This is a genomic window from Desulfosporosinus acidiphilus SJ4 (genome assembly GCF_000255115.2).
Taxonomy (GTDB): Bacteria; Bacillota; Desulfitobacteriia; order Desulfitobacteriales; family Desulfitobacteriaceae; genus Desulfosporosinus; species Desulfosporosinus acidiphilus.
Genome location: NC_018068.1, coordinates 1,869,708 through 1,889,816 on the forward strand (window position 1 = coordinate 1,869,708; position 20,109 = coordinate 1,889,816).

At 44.8% G+C, this 20,109-nt stretch carries 17 protein-coding genes; 16 read left to right on the forward strand and 1 reads right to left on the reverse strand.

Annotated elements, in window-relative coordinates:
* On the reverse strand, nucleotides 1-267 hold the full coding sequence (locus DESACI_RS08635) for a hypothetical protein (RefSeq protein ID WP_014826807.1): 267 nt from the start codon (nucleotides 265-267) through the stop codon (nucleotides 1-3).
* Between the two features lie 79 nt (nucleotides 268-346).
* Between DESACI_RS08635 and DESACI_RS08640 the strand changes: the two genes are divergently transcribed.
* The 16 genes from DESACI_RS08640 (at nucleotide 347) to DESACI_RS08715 (ending at nucleotide 20,109) form a co-directional block, all read left to right on the forward strand.
* The gene (locus tag DESACI_RS08640; protein WP_014826808.1) at nucleotides 347-1,084 is read left to right on the forward strand and encodes a CPBP family intramembrane glutamic endopeptidase; all 738 of its coding nucleotides are present in this window, start codon (nucleotides 347-349) and stop codon (nucleotides 1,082-1,084) included.
* 392 nt (nucleotides 1,085-1,476) lie between these two features.
* Entirely contained in the window at nucleotides 1,477-2,601 is a 1,125-nt protein-coding gene (locus DESACI_RS08645; RefSeq protein WP_049804048.1) for a hydrogenase small subunit, read from the forward strand.
* 96 nt (nucleotides 2,602-2,697) lie between these two features.
* Nucleotides 2,698-4,410: a nickel-dependent hydrogenase large subunit gene (locus tag DESACI_RS08650; RefSeq protein ID WP_014826810.1), complete on the forward strand. Its 1,713-nt coding sequence runs from the start codon at nucleotides 2,698-2,700 to the stop codon at nucleotides 4,408-4,410.
* A gap of 14 nt (nucleotides 4,411-4,424) precedes the next feature.
* Entirely contained in the window at nucleotides 4,425-5,096 is a 672-nt protein-coding gene (gene cybH / locus DESACI_RS08655) for a Ni/Fe-hydrogenase, b-type cytochrome subunit (protein WP_014826811.1), read from the forward strand.
* Nucleotides 5,097-5,819: 723 nt separating this feature from the next.
* Nucleotides 5,820-6,497: a (d)CMP kinase gene (gene cmk, locus DESACI_RS08660; protein ID WP_014826812.1), complete on the forward strand. Its 678-nt coding sequence runs from the start codon at nucleotides 5,820-5,822 to the stop codon at nucleotides 6,495-6,497.
* Between the two features lie 2 nt (nucleotides 6,498-6,499).
* Nucleotides 6,500-7,099: a lysophospholipid acyltransferase family protein gene (locus tag DESACI_RS08665; protein WP_014826813.1), complete on the forward strand. Its 600-nt coding sequence runs from the start codon at nucleotides 6,500-6,502 to the stop codon at nucleotides 7,097-7,099.
* 226 nt (nucleotides 7,100-7,325) lie between these two features.
* The gene (locus tag DESACI_RS08670) at nucleotides 7,326-9,314 is read left to right on the forward strand and encodes a bifunctional 4-hydroxy-3-methylbut-2-enyl diphosphate reductase/30S ribosomal protein S1 (RefSeq protein ID WP_014826814.1); all 1,989 of its coding nucleotides are present in this window, start codon (nucleotides 7,326-7,328) and stop codon (nucleotides 9,312-9,314) included.
* A gap of 94 nt (nucleotides 9,315-9,408) precedes the next feature.
* The gene (gene ftsW / locus DESACI_RS08675; protein WP_014826815.1) at nucleotides 9,409-10,554 is read left to right on the forward strand and encodes a putative lipid II flippase FtsW; all 1,146 of its coding nucleotides are present in this window, start codon (nucleotides 9,409-9,411) and stop codon (nucleotides 10,552-10,554) included.
* 56 nt (nucleotides 10,555-10,610) lie between these two features.
* Entirely contained in the window at nucleotides 10,611-11,207 is a 597-nt protein-coding gene (locus DESACI_RS08680; protein WP_014826816.1) for a hypothetical protein, read from the forward strand.
* A gap of 85 nt (nucleotides 11,208-11,292) precedes the next feature.
* Nucleotides 11,293-12,624, forward strand: a complete 1,332-nt coding sequence (locus DESACI_RS08685; protein WP_014826817.1) for a DUF512 domain-containing protein — start codon at nucleotides 11,293-11,295, stop codon at nucleotides 12,622-12,624.
* The gene (der, locus tag DESACI_RS08690; protein WP_014826818.1) at nucleotides 12,617-13,948 is read left to right on the forward strand and encodes a ribosome biogenesis GTPase Der; all 1,332 of its coding nucleotides are present in this window, start codon (nucleotides 12,617-12,619) and stop codon (nucleotides 13,946-13,948) included. The genes DESACI_RS08685 and der overlap by 8 nt, the downstream gene beginning before the upstream one ends.
* A 3-nt stretch (nucleotides 13,949-13,951) precedes the next feature.
* Nucleotides 13,952-14,542 (forward strand): glycerol-3-phosphate 1-O-acyltransferase PlsY, encoded by a 591-nt coding sequence (gene plsY, locus DESACI_RS08695; protein ID WP_014826819.1) that lies wholly within the window; start codon nucleotides 13,952-13,954, stop codon nucleotides 14,540-14,542.
* A gap of 264 nt (nucleotides 14,543-14,806) precedes the next feature.
* The gene (locus DESACI_RS08700) at nucleotides 14,807-15,820 is read left to right on the forward strand and encodes an NAD(P)H-dependent glycerol-3-phosphate dehydrogenase (RefSeq protein WP_014826820.1); all 1,014 of its coding nucleotides are present in this window, start codon (nucleotides 14,807-14,809) and stop codon (nucleotides 15,818-15,820) included.
* Between the two features lie 214 nt (nucleotides 15,821-16,034).
* Nucleotides 16,035-17,519, forward strand: coding sequence for a stage IV sporulation protein A (gene spoIVA, locus DESACI_RS08705; protein ID WP_014826821.1), 1,485 nt, complete (start codon nucleotides 16,035-16,037; stop codon nucleotides 17,517-17,519).
* 525 nt (nucleotides 17,520-18,044) lie between these two features.
* The gene (locus DESACI_RS08710; protein WP_014826822.1) at nucleotides 18,045-18,923 is read left to right on the forward strand and encodes an enoyl-CoA hydratase/isomerase family protein; all 879 of its coding nucleotides are present in this window, start codon (nucleotides 18,045-18,047) and stop codon (nucleotides 18,921-18,923) included.
* 28 nt (nucleotides 18,924-18,951) lie between these two features.
* Nucleotides 18,952-20,109, forward strand: coding sequence for an acyl-CoA dehydrogenase family protein (locus DESACI_RS08715; protein ID WP_014826823.1), 1,158 nt, complete (start codon nucleotides 18,952-18,954; stop codon nucleotides 20,107-20,109).

Genomic DNA, 20,109 nt, shown 5'->3' on the forward strand with positions numbered 1-20,109 from the left:
TTAGTCTCCGGCCTTTTCAAGGTCTATTTGATGGTTGATGGGATACCGTACTGCAGCATCGAGATAAACATAGTCTTTATCGTTTTCTTGACGTACCATACCAACAATGCCGTTGTCATGGGTTGTTTTAAGAAACTGCTCAACAAAATGTTGATAAGCTCGTTCTTCCCAAGGATCTAAATAATCGGTTACAGAATTCAAATAGGTTTCGACGGGAATTTTAAAATGACGATGATAAACTTGTAGTGTTACTTCCTCAGAATTCATGTTGATTCCCCCTTGCAGGTTAGTCTGAGAAATTTGTTAATAAACTATGTGTTGAAGAACATAATGATGGAGAGTGAGTATGGACGGAGAAAATGAACATCATGAAGTTATAGAATTTCATGAGTATCCCGAACCCCAAAGAAACCGCACTTTAAACTGGGTTGATTTATTGACCGTTTTAGGCGGAATTATAGTGATTTATATAGTTCTGGCCCTGGGAACCCTCTGGTTAATGAAAATTTGGCCCAATGAGCGTGTTTTAATGTATCTCAATGCATTTTTAACCCAGTTTTCATTCATTCTTTTAATTTTGTTGTTAAAAGTAGTACGACATTGGAAATGGTCTGATTTTGGCTGGAGGTCGGTCCCTCTTCGAAAAATACTGCCAAATATCGTAAAAACATATGCAATAACTTGGGTTTTAAATATCGGGTATGTTATTTTTTTATATAAACAAGGAATGTCCCCGCCAACGACGGATGTCTACACTAAACTGCTTGGACAATCATCAGGGGTTGCCCTGATCTTGAATTTGCTTTTAGCAGGTGTTTTAGCCCCTTTGGTTGAGGAAACTATGTTTCGAGGACTGATCTACGGCAGTCTGAGAACTTATTGCGGCAAATGGACGGCTGCTGTTATCAGTGCAGCGATTTTCTCAGGGCTTCATTTTCAGGCCTACGGATTTATTCCCCGCTTTGTTTTAGGAATTGCTTTAGTTTATCTTTTTGATAAATACAAATCTCTTTATCCTAATGTCGCGCTGCACTCCTTAAACAACGTAGTAGCCACATTAATTGCGGCAAAGTTTACCGGATAGAGATAATGCATAGACCTTAGATCAAATAGTGCTCCTCTAAAACTTGACTGTTCTTTTGTCAAGTTTTAGAGGAGCATATTTTTTACCATCGGGGCAGCCCGCCATGACATTACGCAGTACCATCAGACGATGAAAATTGTTCATGCCTTCGGGGCTGGGAGCTCCACCGAATCTCAGGGCAGTACATGATGTGAACCACGGTTCCGCTTCTCCCACGCAAGCTTTGTGAGCTTTACCGCCTCTCCATGCAATGAGTTCACTCTTGTGGGCGAAGCTACCTTCCTTCGAGGTCTATAGTGTTCGGGGCAGTTTTTCCAGGGCGCCAAGAACGAAGTATTGTACGAATATCTTTTGGAATAATCTTCAATAAATGACAAACACTAAGAAACATCATGCGATCTGTATTCTTGGGACCAAGGGAGGGAGACTTTTTGTCGAAATCTGAGACCTACTATCAATGGGCTTGCCGCAAAGGAGTATCCAGGAGAGACTTCTTCAAATTCTGCACTCTTATGGGTGCTATGTTGGGTTTGGATGCAGCAGAGTATCCGAAAATCGTTTCCGCTTTACAGTCGAAACCGCGGCTGCCGGTTATATATCTGAATTTACAGGAATGTACCTGCTGTGGTGAATCTTTTTTGCGTTCCTCTCATCCGTTAGTGTCTGATTTGATTTTTAATATGATTTCTCTCGACTACATGGAAGTGCTCCAAGCAGCCGCCGGCAAACAAGCAGAAGATGTGCGTTTAAAGACGATGAAGGATTATCCCGGGGGGTATGTCCTGGTGGTTGAAGGCAGCGCTACTTTAGGGGATGGGGGAGTTTACTGCACCATCGGAGGTGTAACGGCAACAGAGCTTCTGAAGCAAACGGCTGATGGAGCGGCTGCTGTCATTGCTTATGGCTCCTGTGCCACAAACGCCTGCGTTCAAGGGGCCCATCCCAATCCGACCCAAGCTGTTCCTGTTCGACAGGTTGTAAAAAATAAACCGGTGATTGATGTTCCTGGCTGTCCTCCTATTGCGGAAGTGATCACAGGAACAATAGTACATTATCTTACCTTCGGAAAGATCCCGGAGCTGACTAACCAAGGACGGCCTAAGGCCTTCTACGAACACCGCATCCACGACAACTGCGTCCGGCGGGCCTTTTTCGACGCGGGTCAATTTGTGGAATCCTTCGACGATGAAGGAGCGAAACAAGGCTGGTGTCTCTACAAAATGGGTTGTAAAGGTCCGACAACCTATAACGCATGTGCTATCACAGAATGGAATGATGGTGTAAGTTATCCGATTAAGTCGGGGCATCCTTGTATAGGATGTTCGGAAAATAACTTCTTTGATAACACTCCCTTCTATACTCACCTGGCGAAGATTCCTAACAATGCCCTGGGGAAAGATGTGGATCGGGTTGGGATGGATGTAGTGGGGGTAGCCGGTCTTGCGGTAGTGGCCCATGCCGGAATGACAGCGGTTGTAAAACACGGAGAAAATAAAAAAGATAAAGACAGGAGTTAATGCTAACTACTTAATGTCTAATAAAACTTAAACCTAAGTCCTACAGTGAGATCAAGGAGTAAAGATTAGAAGTTTCGTTTGGAAAGGAAGCGAACCATGACCACAAGAATCGTCGTTGACCCCATTACCCGAATCGAGGGACATTTGCGAATTGAAGCAGTTGTTGACGGCAATCGGATTACTGATGCCATCAGTGCAGGCACAGTCTTTCGTGGGATTGAAAAAATTGTAGAAAACCGGGACCCTCGGGATGTCTGGGCCTTTGTGCAAAGAATTTGCGGAGTGTGTACCCATATTCATGCTCTGGCTTCAATTCGGGCAGTTGAAGATGCCTTGGATATACGCATTCCTAAAAATGCCAACTATATCCGGAACATCATGACGACAACCCAGTTTGTCCAAGACCATGTTATCCATTTTTACCACCTGCATGGTTTTGATTGGATCGATGTTGTGAGTGCCCTTAAGGCTGATCCGGCACAAGCAAGTGCTTTAGCACGCTCAATTTCCGATTGGCCCAATTCCTCCGATGGTTATTTCCGGGATGTGCAAAACAAGGTAAAAACTTTTGTGGAGAGCGGACAACTTGGTATTTTCGCCAATGCCTATTGGGGGCATCCGGCGTATCGTCTTCCTCCGGAGGCAAATTTAGTCGGGGTTGCCCATTATCTGGAAGCCCTGGTTTGGCAAAAGGAAATTGCTAAGATTCATACCATTTTCGGAGGAAAAAATCCCCATCCTAATTACTTAGTTGGAGGAATGGCCAGCACTCTTAATATGAACGACAATGATGTCGTCAATATGGAACGTTTAAATTTAGTAAAAACAAAAATTGATGAAGCTCAAGTTTTTGTCAATCAGGTATTGATACCGGACATTTTTGCTATTGCAAGCTTTTACAAGCAGGATCTATACGGCGGAGGCGTAGGAAATTATTTAGCTTATGGCGGTATTCCTACGGTTGATATTCGCGAACCTGATAGCTTTCTGTTTCCCGGGGGAGTTGTTTTAGACCGAGATTTAAGCAAAGTACAAGATGTCGATCTGAAAGATCCTCAGCAAATACAAGAATTTGTTCCCCATTCCTGGTATCGTTATGATGACCCTAAAGCAGGACTGCACCCCTGGCAAGGGAAAACGGAAGCTGCCTACAATGGGCCTAACCCGCCTTACAACAATCTCGATGAGAACAAAGGGTACAGTTGGATAAAAACTCCCCGTTGGAAAGGCCGTCCAATGGAAGTAGGTCCCTTAGCCCGTTTTGTTGTAGCTTATGCCCGTGGTAATAAGGAAATCAAAGGTTTGGTTGATGATGCACTTCATCGTTTAAATTTACCCGTTACTGCTCTTTATTCAACTTTAGGACGCACTTTGGCTAGGGCTTTGGAGTCGAAATACTTGGTAAATCATCTTGCCGGTTTTTATAGTGACTTAGTAGCCAATATCAAAGCCGGTGACAGTCAGGCCTTTAACGGAGAAAAATGGGACCCGGAAAAATGGCCGGCTCAAGCTCAAGGAGTCGGTTTTACGGAAGCTCCCCGGGGTGCCTTGGGGCATTGGGTCAAGATCAATCAGGGGAAGGTCAGTTCCTACCAGGCTGTGGTGCCCACAACCTGGAATGCTTCTCCCCGAGACGCTGCAGGTCAAAAAGGGCCATATGAAGCGTCGTTGTTAGATACCCCTGTTGCTCATCAAGATCAACCTTTGGAAATGTTGCGAACGATTCACTCCTTCGACCCTTGTTTAGCCTGTGCCACTCATTTGTTAACTCCTCAGGGAGATGAAATTCTTAAAGTTCGGGTAGTTTAAAAGGAGGGCTTAAGATGAGTATTCTTCGCAGTCAGGTTTATGTCTGGCAATTTCCCGTACGGTTTTTCCATTGGGTTAACGCTCTGGCTATCACAGTACTTTTCTTAACGGGAATGTATATCGGGCATCCAATCTTGGAATCTCCAGGCGAGGCAACAGGGCATTTTTTTATGGGGAGAGTTCGTTATTGGCATGGATTATTCGCTTTTATTTTTATTGCCAACATGCTGTTTCGACTCTACTGGTTTTGGGCAGGAAATGAATATTCGAAAATGAAATTGTGGAAAAAAGATTTTTGGCGGGATTCCGTCAGAACCTTTAAATACTATACGTTTATGACCCATGAACATGTTTCCCATGTAGGACATAATGCACTTGCCCAATTGATGTACTTCGTTTTTGTCTGGGCGGGAGGTTTGTTAATCATCCTTACCGGCTTGGCGATGCGCGGGGGAGGTGATCCTAACGGGACTATCCAAGCCCTTTTTGGTTGGGTAGTTCCTCTCTTTCACAACGAGTATCAGGTCCGCAATCTGCATCATTTTCTAGCCTGGGGATATGCTGTTTTCTTAGTTGGACACTTATATATGGTGCTGCGTCAAGATATTCTTGATGATGACGGAACTATATCCTCAATGATCAATGGCTATAAATTCGAACTTAATTCCAATAAGGATAACAAGTGAATTCGTTCGGCTAAAGCTGAACTCTAACTCTAGCGCACTTGCACTTGAACTTGAACCCGAGTCTGAGTCTAAGTCTAAGTCTGGGCTTGAGCCTCATGGCTTCGGTGACGAAAGTGTCCTGTGGACACTTTCGACGAAAGGCCTAGCCAATAACAAATGCTTTCGCGCTGAAGGATAAACCCTATCCCCATCAAAGAAATCGAATGAGAACCCTCATTTATAGAAGCGGCAGTCATAGATGGGTTTAAAGAGAATTTACAAGTTAAAGAATCTGGTGATATTTACAACGAAAGTAAGCTTGACTAATCAGATAATAAGTGCAGAACTGAATCCTCAAAAGGTGTTCAGTTCTCTTTTGTTTCGATGGCCATGGACGGCCGAGTGTCTCTGAAGCCAAGGACGGCGGGAAGAGACCGATGGCCATGACGATAAGCGGATGAGCTTATCGCCACACTGCGACTTATTAGGAATATTCCGGCAGTGTGGGTCGGCCGAGTGTATTATTTATATTGTTATTTATAATAAATCTTTGATAAAATAGAAAATCTATAAAATTGAGAGATCTAAAGCATAAGGACTAAAAACGAAAGATTGTTTGGTCGCAAAGTCGTATGATATAATTTGTGTAATATATTTAAATAAAGACATTTGATAGTATCTGTACATATTTAAAAGACTTTAGAAAATCAATGGAAAATTCTTTGTATAGATGGGAGCATTACAGTGGCGTATAGAGAACGACATGAATTGCAAATTGCAATCGATGGACCTGCTGGAGCAGGAAAGAGCACGGTTGCAAAGCTTGTGGCCAAACAATTGAACTTATTTTATGTAGATACCGGTGCAATGTACCGAGCAATTGCTTATAAAGCATTGACAAGCGGGATTCCCATCAACGATGAAGAAAAGGTTAGTCAAATCGCCCAAACTGCTCAGGTAGTGCTTGATCACTCTGAGGAACGCTTGGTGTGGTGTGATGGTCAAAATGTCACTCAAGCTATTAGAAACCCGGAAATTTCTCGGGCTGTTGCCACGGTTGCTGCTTATTCAAAGGTGAGGGAACGTTTAGTTGAGCTTCAGCGTAGGGAGGCAGCCCGAGGCGGGGTGGTTATGGATGGCCGGGATATTGGCACTCATGTGCTGCCTGGAGCGGATCTTAAAATTTTCTTAACTGCTTCGGCTGAAGAACGTGCCAAGCGTCGGTGGATTGAACTCAGGAATGCCGGCAAAGATATCCCCTTTGAGGAAGTAGCCCGGGATATGCAAAGACGTGACCGTCAGGATACGGAGCGGGAAGTTTCGCCTTTAGAACCGGCTCCCGATGCCAAGATTCTGGATACGACAGGCTTAAAGGTTGAGGATATTGTTGCAGAAATCCTTCGTTTAGCACAGGAGGGATAATGATGACAATCTATAATTTTGCCAAAGGTATGTTTCGTCTTCAATTTAAACTAATGGGTTGGAATGTGCAGGGGGTTGAGAATATGCCCCTGGAGGGTCCGGTGATTTTGGCGATAAATCATGTCAGCATGTGGGACCCCGTTGTGGCAGCTTCCAGTATTCCGCGTCCCGTCCGTTTTATGGCTAAAGAAGAATTGTTTTCTTTCCCACTTTTAGGGTGGCTCTTTAACAAGCTGGGAGCTTTTCCGGTAAAAAGAGGTCAGGGTGATATGAATGCCATCAGACAATCACTGGCTATTCTAAAGGAAGGGCAAGTGTTAGGCATGTTCCCCGAGGGAACGCGCTCTAAAACAGGGGAAATACAAAAGGGTATGCCTGGTATGGTACTATTAATGGAAAAGAGTAAGGCCTCCATTGTTCCCATTAAGGTCAATGGAACTCAACATATGTTTAAAGGCTGGGGGAATCTTTCGGTGGTTATTGGGAAGCCTCTTACAACCGAGATGCTAAAGGCACCGGCGGGGATAGATAACCGACGAGAATGGATAGCCGATCGGATCATGCAGGCGGTCTTGGATTTGCAACTGCCGAAAGCGCAATAAAACATACTCGATTCAAATTTCAGATGCAGACAGATAAGGGGACTGATAAACGATAGGCCGCTTATTCTGTCGCATCTTTTTTTAAAAGAAAGGGTAGGCTAAATTAAGGTTAAATCTTAGGAGGCAACGTGTTTAAGCCTTTCATATTTGATAAAACTCATTAATAGGCAGGATTTTTGAACGAGAATAGAGAACTAGTTCATATAATTATGTGGGAGGGTCTTACTTGATTGTCAAACGGGCAGATAAAGCCGGGTTTTGTTTTGGAGTTAAACGTGCCTTGGATATGGCAGAACGAACTGTTGAAACATCTTCGGCGGTTTCCTTTGGACCATTGATCCACAACCAACAGGTTGTGCAACGTTTGGAAAAGCAAGGTATCCGTGTTGTCAACGGATTAGAAGAAGCTAAAGCCGATCAGGCTTTAATTATCAGGTCTCATGGTGTTGCGCCTCGCGTTTATGAAGAGGCTGAAAAAGAAGGGATTAAGGTGGTAGATGCTACCTGTCCCTTTGTGCAAAAAGCTCAGCATTTAGCTGCCGAGTCGGCTCAAAAAGGACATCAAGTGATAGTTGTCGGAGATAAGCTCCATCCGGAAGTCCAGGGAATTTTAGGCTGGGCAGGTGTACAAGCCATTCCTATTCAGACGGTGGAGGAAGCTCGAGAACTTCCTGCTTATTCTAACTTAGCGGTTTTAGCTCAAACTACCCAACTTGCGGCAAGTTTTGCCGAAATCGTTGAGGAATTGAAACAACATGCAGAGCATTTAACCGTTCATGACACGATTTGTAACGCAACGGCTGAACGTCAAAAGGCAGCGCGTGAATTAGCGGGAATTGTAGACATTATGGTGGTGGTCGGCGGCCGTAACAGTGCCAACACTCGCAAATTGGCAAGTATCTGTGCTGAAAGCACGAAAACATATCTAATTGAAACAGCGGAGGAATTAGAAGCTGACTGGTTTTCCGAAGCAAAGACTGCGGGCTTGACCGCAGGAGCTTCGACCCCAGATTGGATAATTGAGGAGGTTTTTAAGAAAATGTCGGAAATCAATGAAGATGGAATGGACATGGCCAGTTGGGATGTAGGTTTTCAAGAACTACATCTTGGGGCTCAAGTCACTGGAAAAGTCGTCAAAATTACCAATGATGAAGTTTTTGTAGATATTGGCTGGAAGTCTGAGGGAGTAATCCCCTTGTCAGAGTTAAAGGTAGCCCGCCAAACAAATCCAGCAGATGTCGTTTCCATAGGTGATGAAATCACAGCGGTGGTAATCCGGGTGGAGAATTCCGAAGGGCATACTGTCCTGTCTAAACGTAAAGCGGATGAAGCAGGTGCTCAAGATAGATTAAAACAATTAGCGGAAAGTAAAGAAGAAATCCAGGCCAAAGTGATCGAAACGGTTAAAGGCGGTCTGGTTGTTGATGTGGGAATGCGCGGTTTTGTTCCTGCTTCCCAAATACAGTTAGGCTATGTGGAGGATCTGAACCAGTTCTTGGGACAGACTCTTCGCCTGCGCTTGCTGGAGTTTGAACCGGCCAAACGAAAAGTAATTCTCTCCCAAAAAGTCATCTTGGAAGAGGAAAAGGCCAAAAAAAGGAAACATTTGCTGGAAACCCTTAAGGAAGGTGACGTTGTTTCCGGAGAAGTTCGAAGAATGGCTGACTTCGGTGTCTTCGTGGATATAGGCGGCCTTGATGGGCTTCTTCATATTTCGGACATGGCTTATACAAGAATAAAGCATCCTTCTGAGATTTTGAAGGTGGGGGATCATGTCGAAGTTCAGGTTTTAAAATTGGACCAAGCCACCGGGAAAATTTCTTTAGGCCTGAAACAACTCAAAGAAAGTCCTTGGGCACAAGCAGATCAAAAATATCCTTTGGGATCGATTGTGACAGGAAAAGTAGTTCGTATCGTGACGTTTGGTGCCTTCGTTCAGCTTGAGGACGGTGTGGACGGATTGATTCACATTTCTCAAATTTCTAACCGGCGAATCAGTAAAGTAGAAGAAGTACTTAAAGTTGGAGATATGGTCAGTGCCAAAGTTATCGAATGTAAGCCTGAAGTGAAACGGATCAGCCTGAGCATTCGCGAGGCCGCTTCCGACGCTGATAAAGTCCAAAATCAACAAGCGATAGCTGAACAACCCGAAATTAAGTCGATGACGATTGGAGATGCACTGGGCGAAAAACTTTCCCCAGAAAACAACGACTAATTGGGTTTCTTAGGATTGATTTCTTGGTTTCGAAATGACTTCTTGCTCATAAACGCAGGGAGTCATTTCCTTCTAGTAACGAAGGAAGGTGATTATGCTGGCCAAACGTCTGCCAATTTCGCCCATTGATTTTCCTATTTTGTTTTTAACACTTGCTCTTCTCGCTTTCGGGCTCATTATGGTATTAAGTGCCGGGGCTGTCCTGGGATTTAATTCCACACAAAATTCCTACTTTTATGTTCTTCAGCAACTTAAATGGGTTTGTATAGGCTGTGCCCTGGCAGTTGTTGTCATCAAATTGCCTTATTCCTTCTGGCGGCGCTTCGCCGGGTTGGGAGTTTTAGTGAGTGTGCTGCTGCTCATCGCCGTCATTTTCACAGGAGCCGGGATTGCGGCCAAGGGTTCTGCCCGCTGGATACAATTTGCCGGTATCAAAATTCAGCCTTCAGAAATTACCAAATTAACCCTTGTTCTTTTTTATGCCCATATCCTTGATCGATATCCGATTAAAAAAGGAAAAGACTGGCGTGTTCCCTTAGGGATACTCTTGCCGCTTACAGGAGTAATCTTAGCCCTCGTTTACAAACAGCCGGACCTTGGTACTGCTATGGTTTTAGCTTTGACAAGCGCGGTTATGTTATTGCAGACTGAAATTCCGACATGGTGGTTTGCAGCTGCCGTTCCGGCCTTTGGAGTTCCTCTTATGTATTTTATTCACGGTTACCAATGGCAGCGAATTTTAGTTTGGCTTGATCCTTGGAAATATGCCAGTGATATCGGCTATCAAATTACAAATGCTGAAATTGCTTTTGGCTCAGGAGGTTTGTTCGGAGTTGGTTTAGGGAGGAGTTTACAGAAATATGGGTTTCTGCCAGAGAACCACACGGATATGATTTTTGCCATGGTTGGAGAAGAATTGGGGCTGTGGGGGACCTTCTTTTTAATTGCTCTTTTTGTAGCTTTGTATGCCCGAGCCTTTTATGTCATTCGGGAATGCCCGGATCGATTTGGACGCCTCTTAGGTTTCGGTTTAACTTCTTCCTTAGCCATTCAGACGGCGATTAACTTATCGGTGGTAACGGGCGTTTTACCGGTTACCGGAATCACTCTGCCTTTGATCTCCTATGGCGGGAGTTCCTTGGTCATCACTCTAATTGAACTGGGCTTGATTTTAAACGTAACCCGTTATTGCCGGAAATCTCAAAGCAACTCTCATGACTTGTCGAAGGCCTCAGTGTAAACTCCTTCTGATCGGGAATAATAGAACTATGGTTTCCCGACAGAGGAGGAGTTTCTTTGAATTTTCCTTATGGTGAATGGATTATCTTTTTTATAACTCTGGTGACCTTTATTGAAAAGCGGATTTCTCGCTGGTTTTTCCTGAAATTAGCGAAGGTTTGGCTTTTGGGAAAACTATTTGAGGTAGTCCTTGCTTCAGAGAGCGTTTGGCATTATCATTACGCCCGCATGGCAGTCATGCTTTTTGTCGGCGGCTATGCCTGGAAACGTACCCGGCGCAAATTTTGGCCTTTGATCCTCACAAGCTTTGCACTAGGTGTGGAAATCTTGTTTCAAGTCAATGATCCCGGGGTGTTACCCTTTAGTTCCTTGATTTTTGCATTGGCCCTGGCTTCAGTAGCCTGGTTGACTGCCAAATCTTACTGGGGAACCGCACTGGCCTTAATCGGGAGCGTTTTGTTGAATCAGGGGTTTGAACGAGTTGTCTATGAAGGAATTCTCAGACACGTGGATTTACCTGACCCATTTATTTGGAATTTCGGAGTTATTTTCTTAACAGTATGGGCGGGACTGCGGCTGGGTTGGAGGACCTATTACCAAGAAGCTAAGGCCTTGCCGGTTTTTGATTCTGCTAATGATCAAGATCTTAAGTAGCATGTCCAATCTAAATATAGTATACTGATAGGCAATGAAGACTGGGCTATATGCCCGCTCTGGATTGCTTAGGAGGATGGAATTTTTGACAAAAGGTCTCGTAGTTGCGGGAGTTACCCCAGGCAGTATCGCCGAAGAAATGGAAATTGAAGTCGGTGATCGTGTCTTGGCGGTCAATGAAGAAGAGCTGACAGATATTATTGACTTTCAGTATGGTATCGCCGAAGAAGAATTCACCTTACTTGTTGAAAAAAAGAATGGCGAACAATGGGAATTAACCATTGAGAAAGATCCTGGGGAATTTTTAGGTTTAGAAGTTGAAACCATTAGTTCTGAGGGAACTAAGTTCTGCCGTAATAATTGTTCATTTTGCTTTGTTGCTCAAATGCCGAAAGGAATGCGGGCTTCACTATACGATAAAGATGATGATTATCGTCTCTCTATGACCCAAGGGAGTTTTATAACTCTTTCCAATTTGAGTGAGGAAGAAATCAATAGGATTATAAGGTATCATCTTGGTCCTCTTTATGTTTCTGTTCATGCTTGGAATCCGGAAATACGCGTCAAGTTGATGAAAAATCCCCTGGCGGGCAAACTTCCGGAGCAGATACAACGCTTAACAGACGCTGGCATTGCGATTCATGCCCAAATTGTTTTAGTTCCAGGGCAGAACGACGGTGAGGTCTTGGCGGAGACGATTATGAAGCTGGGGGAACGATACTCGGCTGTGCAGTCGATTGCCGTGGTACCTGTGGGATTGACACGTTATCGGGAGCATTTAGCGTCCTTGCGTGGATTTACTCCCGCGGAAGCAGCTCATTTATTAGATCAGGCTGAACGATGGCAGCAGGATTATTTCCAGCGAATCGGAGAGCATTTGGTTTATTTTGCCGATGAGTTTTATGTTCTTGCAGGTCGGGAGTTTCCTGAAACTTCAGTTTACGATGATTTCCCGCAGTTGGAAAACGGGGTAGGCATGGCTCGGAAGTTTATCTCGGAACTTGAGATGGGCTGGCCGCACTTGCCCAAAATGATTGCAAACCGACATGTGCATCTTGTCACTGGGACATCCGCCCAGGGTTTCTTTGAGAAGTGGTCCAAGAAATTAATGGAGCAGGTGGGCGGTTTGACGCTTACCGTACATGCCATCCGCAATGACTTTTTCGGGACATCCGTTACGGTAGCCGGATTATTGACAGCCCAAGATATTGCTCAGCAACTGGGTGATTTGGCGGGAGATGACTTTCTGATACCTCAGGTGATGCTGAAGGCAGACGAACCGATCTTCCTCGATGACTACAGCGTTCACTGGCTGGAAGAAAAGGTTAACGGCTGTGCGATAATTGTAAGGAATCATGGGGTGGCTTTTTTAGAACAAGTGATTGGATTTTCGTTGGGGGTGGAATACTTTGAGTAAACCTGTGGTAGCAATTGTCGGACGACCAAATGTTGGTAAATCAACGCTTTTTAACCGTATAGCCGGTGGCTTGGTAGCCATTGTAGAAAATAAGCCTGGAGTCACAAGGGATCGTCTTTACCGTGATGCCGAGTGGCTGGGACGCAAGTTTGCCTTAATCGACACCGGGGGGATTGAGTTTAAAGCCGAAGGAACCCCGATTGCGGCTCAAATGCGCAGGCAAGCGGAAATCGCCATGGAAGAGGCAGATGTAGTAATTTTTGTAGTTGATGCCCAATTAGCGCCTACGCCGGATGACGATCTCATTGCCCGTACCTTGCGGCGTTCCGGTAAACCGGTATTATTGGCAGCCAATAAAGTTGAAAATTTCGAGAAGGCTGAAGGACAACTTTATGACTTTTTAACGTTGGGTCTGGGCGAACCCATTCCCATTTCGGCCGTTCATGGCATGAACATGGGTGATTTATTAGATATGGTGGTTTCCAATTTACCGGAAAACGATGGTGAGGACAATGATCCGGACATTATTCGCATTTCGGTCATTGGACGCCCCAATGTCGGAAAGTCATCGTTAGTTAATACCATGCTGGGAAAAGAACGAGTCATTGTCAGCAACATTCCCGGAACAACCCGGGATGCTATCGATACTCCCTTTGAATTTGAGGGAAAAAACTATATTCTTATTGATACTGCGGGTATGCGCCGCAAGGGACGAATCGAAGAATTAACAGAACAATACAGTGTTGTACGCTCACTGCATGCCGTTGACCGTTCCGACGTGATTTTAATGCTTCTCGATGCTACGGAGGGCGTTACCGAACAAGATAAGAAAATAGCGGGATATGCTCATGATGCGGGCAAAGCTATCGTGATCGTCGTGAATAAATGGGACCTTGTCGAAAAAGATGAGAAGACGATTAATAAATTTGAAAAAACGATCCGAGAAGAACTAGGCTTTTTGCAGTATGCTCCGACGATGTTTATTTCAGCAAAAACCGGACAGCGCGTGCATAAAATATTGGAGCTCGTAGATTTTGTCGTGGAACAAAATTCTACCCGCGTGACCACTGCAACCTTGAATACCTTGATGCGGGAATGGCTCCATCTTAATCCTCCTCCGACAGACAAAGGACGGAGGTTAAAGGTTCTCTACCTCACCCAGGCCGGTGTGAAACCGCCGACCTTTGTGATTTTTGTCAATGATCCGGAATTGATGCATTTTTCTTATAAGCGTTATTTAGAGAATCAGATGCGGAAACACTTCGGATTTGAAGGTACACCCATCCGAATTGTTGTTCGCCAAAAAGATGAAGAGAAGGAGTAAGTCATGCTGCGCTACGCGATATTTATCTTGGCGTATTTTCTAGGAGCAATTCCTTTCGCCTATTTCGCGGGTCTTCTCAAAGGAATTGACGTTCGGCATCATGGCAGCGGGAATGTCGGCACTACTAATGCCTTTCGTCTCTTGGGGGTGAAATTGGGGATTGCAGTACTGCTGGGAGATTTTATGAAAGGGGCCCTATCGGCTGGTTTGGGTTATAGCTTTTTTGGAGCCTGGGGCGGCATCGCGGGAGGATTATTAGCTATGGCGGGCCACAGCTGGAATCCCTTCTTTGGATTTCGGCCCAGCGGCAAAGGGGTAGCGGCAGGGTTTGGAATTATAACAGTCCTGATGCCCAAGATTATGTTGTTGGCTGTGGGGTTGTTTATTGTCATTGTCTGGGCAACACGCTATGTTTCCTTGGGATCGATCATAGCCGCCTTTACGGTTGTCATATCTGTATTCCTTTTTCGCGAACCGTTAGCCTATCGGATTTTTGGCTTAGTCGGAGCATCGACGGTAATATTCCTTCACCGTTCCAATATTAAACGGCTTCTCAATGGGACTGAAAATAAATTTGGCAAAAAGAAGAGCTGAATTGGAACCATGAAGAAATGAATCGGAACATGGAAGAATTGAATTAGAATCAAATATGAGTTGGTTCGAAAATAAACGTGGTGTCAATTTAGCAAGGTATTAAATTGTTACCGTTCGAATATATCGGCTAAAGCCCGAGAAATTCTACAATCTTGTGAAGGTTAAACCAAAATTATATAGTTTCTGGGAAAACGAGGCCAGGTAGGAATATTGCTAATCGTACCTCGCGTATCGAACCTCGAATCTCGAGTAAGGGGGTAGGTTATGTCAAAAGTGGCTGTTTTTGGAGCCGGAAGCTGGGGGAGTGCTTTAGCGGTTCTCTTGACCAAAGCGGGTCATCAAGTCTCTTTAATCGGGCGTAAGGCCGATGAGATGGCCCAAATGAACAAGCTCCGTGAAAATGTGCGCTATTTGCCGGGAGTTGTTTTACCATCAGGGCTCATGCCTGCTACAGATGTTTCAGAACTGAATGCTGATCTGGTGATTCTAAGTGTTCCGTCACATAATGTACGAGAAGCCGCCCGGCAGATAAAACCCAACCTAAGACCGGGGGGCATTGTTGTCAATACAGCTAAGGGTTTGGAAGAAGGAACTCACTATCGCCTTTCGGAAGTTTTGAAACAAGAACTTGCCGATCAGGCTATTGCCGTGTTATCGGGCCCCAGCCATGCCGAAGAAGTGGGCAGGGATATTCCGACAACTGTTGTGGTAGCTTCAGATGTTGACACCGCAGAAAAAGTTCAGGATCTTATGATGACCCCTAAATTCAGGGTGTACACAAATCCGGATGTTATCGGCGTGGAACTTGGGGGTGCTTTAAAGAATGTTATCGCTTTATGTACGGGGATTGCCGAGGGTTTAGGCTTTGGAGACAATACAAAAGCTGCCCTGATGACCCGAGGCTTGGCTGAAATTGCTCGTTTGGGCGTAGCCATGGGCGGGCATCCCTTAACCTTCGCCGGGTTGTCCGGTGTTGGAGACCTCATCGTAACCTGTACCAGCCAACATAGCCGCAACCGAAGAGCTGGGGTTGCTCTTGGACAAGGAAAGCCTTTGGATCTTGTCCTCAAGGAGGTAGGCATGGTTGTTGAGGGCGTGCGAAATACGCGAGTCGCCTATGAACTCAGTCAGGAAATGAAAATTTCGATGCCTATTACGCAGCAAGCCTACAAGGTTTTATTTGAGGGCACAGATCCTAAAATTGCCGTTACCGATTTGATGATGCGCGGGAAGCGGCATGAATTGGAGGAAGCTGTAGAAATGAGCTGGTTTAAATAGCTGATAACTATGTTTTAAACACGGGGAAGGATAAAAATCCTTCCCCGTGTTTTTTGTACTGTCATATTTTCGGAAAACCATCAATATAATTATATTGCTTAATGTGCTAGTCCAGTCATGGGTATCCACGAGTTACAGGGAGGTGGAAGGGGAGATAAGGTGGTGGCCCTTCCCCAGTTTTTGGGACAGCACTCAAAAGGGAGGGAAATTTCTAATGGAAAAACTAGACATTTTCAGGGATATCGCAGAACGTACGGGGGGCGATATTTACCTCGGTGTCGTCGGGCCAGTCCGCACAGGTAAGTCCACCTTCATCAAACGTTTCATGGACCTCCTGGTCTTACCCAACATTCAAGATGCCTTCGAGCGGGAACGGGCCAAAGATGAGCTTCCACAAAGCGGGACAGGTCGAATGATTACGACGACAGAACCTAAATTTATTCCCTCAGAGTCTGTGGAAATTGTGGTTAAAGACTCAATCCATATGAATGTACGCCTGGTTGATTGTGTTGGCTACGGCGTTGAGGGCGCCATTGGTTATGAAACAGAAGATGGTGAAGAACCGCGGATGATGAAAACCTCTTGGAGTGACGAACCTATGTCTTTTCAAGAGGCAGCTGAATTGGGCACACGCAAAGTGATCACTGACCATGCCACTATTGGCATTGTGATTACAACGGATGGTTCCATTACCGACCTTCCTAGGGAGGCCTATTTAGATGCGGAGGAAAGAGTAATATACGAGCTGCGTCAGCTTGGCAAGCCGTTTGTTGTGCTCCTGAATACGACTCGACCGTATTCTGACAATACGATGGAATTATGCCGTGATCTGGAAGAAAAGTACAGCATTCCTGTTCTTCCGGTAAATTGCCTGGATATGAATCAAGACGATATCACCCAAATACTCGAAGAAGTTCTCTACGAGTTCCCTGTGGCTGAGGTGAACATCGATCTGCCTAAGTGGGTTGAAGAACTTGAGACGACCCATGAGGTACGGGCTGCTTTCGAAGATACTGTTCGAAAAGCTATTGAAGATGTGCGGCGTTTGCGGGATATTGATCAAGCCTTGGATGATCTGACGGAATGCCAGTATGCCCAAGACGTTCTGCTGAAAGAAATGAATTTGGGTACCGGCGTTGCCAACATCGAAATAACTGCTGTTGACGGTCTCTTTAAAACAGTCCTGCAGGAGTTAACCGGTCTGGAGATTGAAGGAGATCACTCTTTGCTGCGCATTGTTCAGGATTACAGTAAGGCTAAGAGAGAATGGGATAAAATGTCCGTGGCCATCGAAGAGGTCCGTGTCAATGGTTACGGGGTTGTGACTCCCCAATTAGAGGAAATGTTCTTAGAAGAACCTGAACTTGTTAAACAAGGGGGACATTATGGTATTAAGCTTAAAGCCAGCGCCCCTTCACTCCATATCATCAGGGCTGACGTTACCACAGAAATTACCCCTTTAATCGGCACCGAGAAACAAGCCGAGGAACTCGTCAAATATATTCTTGATGAATTTGAAAGCGATCCTAAAAAGGTGTGGAGTTCAAATATCTTCGGTAAATCCTTACATGATTTAGTAAGGGAAGGAATCCAAAACAAACTTTATAAAATGCCGGAAAATGCTCAGCATAAACTTCAAGATACCTTGCAGCGTATTGTCAATGACGGCAATGGCGGTCTGATTTGTATCATCATTTAAAAGATAAATGGCAAAACGGACTTCTTAAGCATAGGGCAAACAATTTAGCATAAGTTGGTAATTATTATAGTTTTATAATAAAGGAATGTTGGGACGCGCTCTTTAGGGTTTCCTAACGTTCCTATTTTTTTGCTATAGCAGGGGACAGGACATGCCCCTAAACTTTCATTGCACAAATGCATAAATATATTGTAATTTTCTGAAAAGTGTTATATTGTATTGCCAGGTGAAATATTATTTATGCAAGAGTGCAATAATGGTCATAAAGTAAAACCATGTAATCGGATTTCAGGCCTAATATATGAAAGAATTCCATATATTCAATGACAATGCAATGTCGCAATTGACTTAAGAATTCAGAAGAAGCTGTTCAAAGGCTAATGTGGGGAAGACTAGAAATATGCGCAAATGCATAATAGACGGGGGTGTGAATAGAGTGATTTAGTTTCCCCTTAGAAGGGAATTTTTTGAGGGTCACAGATCTGGCGAAAAATAAGATAGTTCAAACGTAAGGGGATGAATCTCATGGAAAACAAGGAATTTTACGAGCGGAAACAAGATAACTCGGAAAAGGAAGCGGAGAACCATTTACTCTATCAGAAAGACGGTTATTTAGCCCGGATTATTTTGAATAGGCCGGAAAACTATAATGCCTTTTCCATGCCTATGATTCGCAGATGGGCAGAAGCCTTGCAAGATGCTCAAGAGGATCAAACGATAAGAGTCGTTGTGGTAACGGCCAGGGGCAAGGCCTTTTGTGCCGGCGGCGATATAAAAGCAATGTTGGCGGGAAAGGGATTTATAGGATGCGATTCTGAAGGAGAGTCTTGGGGTGATAAAGCCATTGACCGAAAAAGGTCGCTGACAGACCATATCCATAAAATTGCCCTGACGCTTGAAAGGATGGATAAACCGGTTATTTGCGGAATAAACGGTATGGCTGTAGGTGCCGGTCTTGATATGGCCTTAATGTGCGATATTCGGGTAGCTGCTGAAGACGCCCGGCTTTCGGCGGGATATGTAAAAGTTGGCTTAGTTCCTGGAGATGGCGGAGCTTTCTACCTGCCTCGTTTGGTAGGAGTCGCCAAAGCGTTAGAACTTTTGTGGACTGGGGAGTTCATCACTGCGGCTGAAGCAGAAAAAATTGGTCTCGTTAATAAAGTTGTCCCAGGAACAGAGTTGGAAAAATCAACACTAGAATTGGCTCAGAAGATTGCCGGTTCCCCGCCCGTCTGTGTACAGATGATTAAAAGAGCGGTTTATTCGGCTCAACGTACTAATGATTTGCGGACGGCCTTAGATCTCATTTCTTCGCAGATGGCCATAGTTACTGAAATGGAGGACCATCGAGAAGGATTAGCCGCCATAAAAGATAAGCGAAGACCTGATTTTAAAGGTCTTTGATCCGGATTTTTGCAGGAGGAGGAAGAAAATGGACTATGGGTTGACCGAAGATCAAAAAATGGTTCAAGATATGGCTCGCAGCTTTGCCGAAAAGGAGATTGCTCCTTATGTTGAAGAAGATGAAGAAAATCATTATTATCGCCGCGAGATTTTAACTAAAATGGGCGAATTGGGTTTGCTGGGCTGGAGTATTCCTGAAGAATATGGCGGAAATGGCATGGGCTGGATGGAAGCCGTAACGGCATTATATGAAATTGCCAAAGTTCATACTTCCTGGAGATTGAGTATCAGCGGCAATGTTTGGGGTCCTGCTATGACTATCAATCAATGGGGTACAGAAGAGCAAAAACAAAGATATATTCCCGGACTAGTCAGCGGTAAGTTCGTGGGGAGCTTCGCCATGACGGAAGCAAACACCGGCTCAGATGTGAGCAGTATGAAAACTTATGCAGAAGATAAGGGCGACCATTGGCTCTTGAACGGAACTAAAATGTGGATCTCGGGGGGACACACCTGTGATGTGGGGCTTGTCTATGCTGTCACGGAAAAAGGTCTGGGCAGTAAAGGCATCTCTTGTTTTATCGTTGACTATAACAATACTCCCGGTATTACCAGAATTCCGATTCTTAAAAAAGTCGGCATGTGGCCGGCGCCAACTTCTGAGTTAGTATTCGAAAATGCTGAGATTCCTAAAGAAAACCTTTTGGGACCGCGGAACAAAGGGTTTCAGATTTGTATGTGGATGTTAAACAATACTCGGATGGGCTGCGCAACGGGTGCGGCAGCGCTTTCGGCGGCTTGCCTCGAAGGAGCTGTCCAATATGCCAACGAACGTTCGCAATTCGGCAAACCAATTGGCAAACATCAAATGATCCAACAACAGATCGCTGAAATGAAATTAGAAGATGAAGCGGCTAAATATTTGGTCTATCATGCTGCCTGGCTTAAAGAAAACAAACTGCCAAACCAACAGGAAACGTCAATGGCCAAGCTCTTCAGCAGTATGGCAGCAGTTCACGCCGCTAATACGGCCATGAAAATCTATGGCTCCTACGGTTATTCCACAGAATATCCCTGCGGCCGCTGGCTGCGGGATGCCAAGCAGTTTGAAACCCTGGAGGGCACTTCCAATATTCATATGCAGATTATAGCCAACATTGAATTAGGATATCAGCCAAATCGCTAG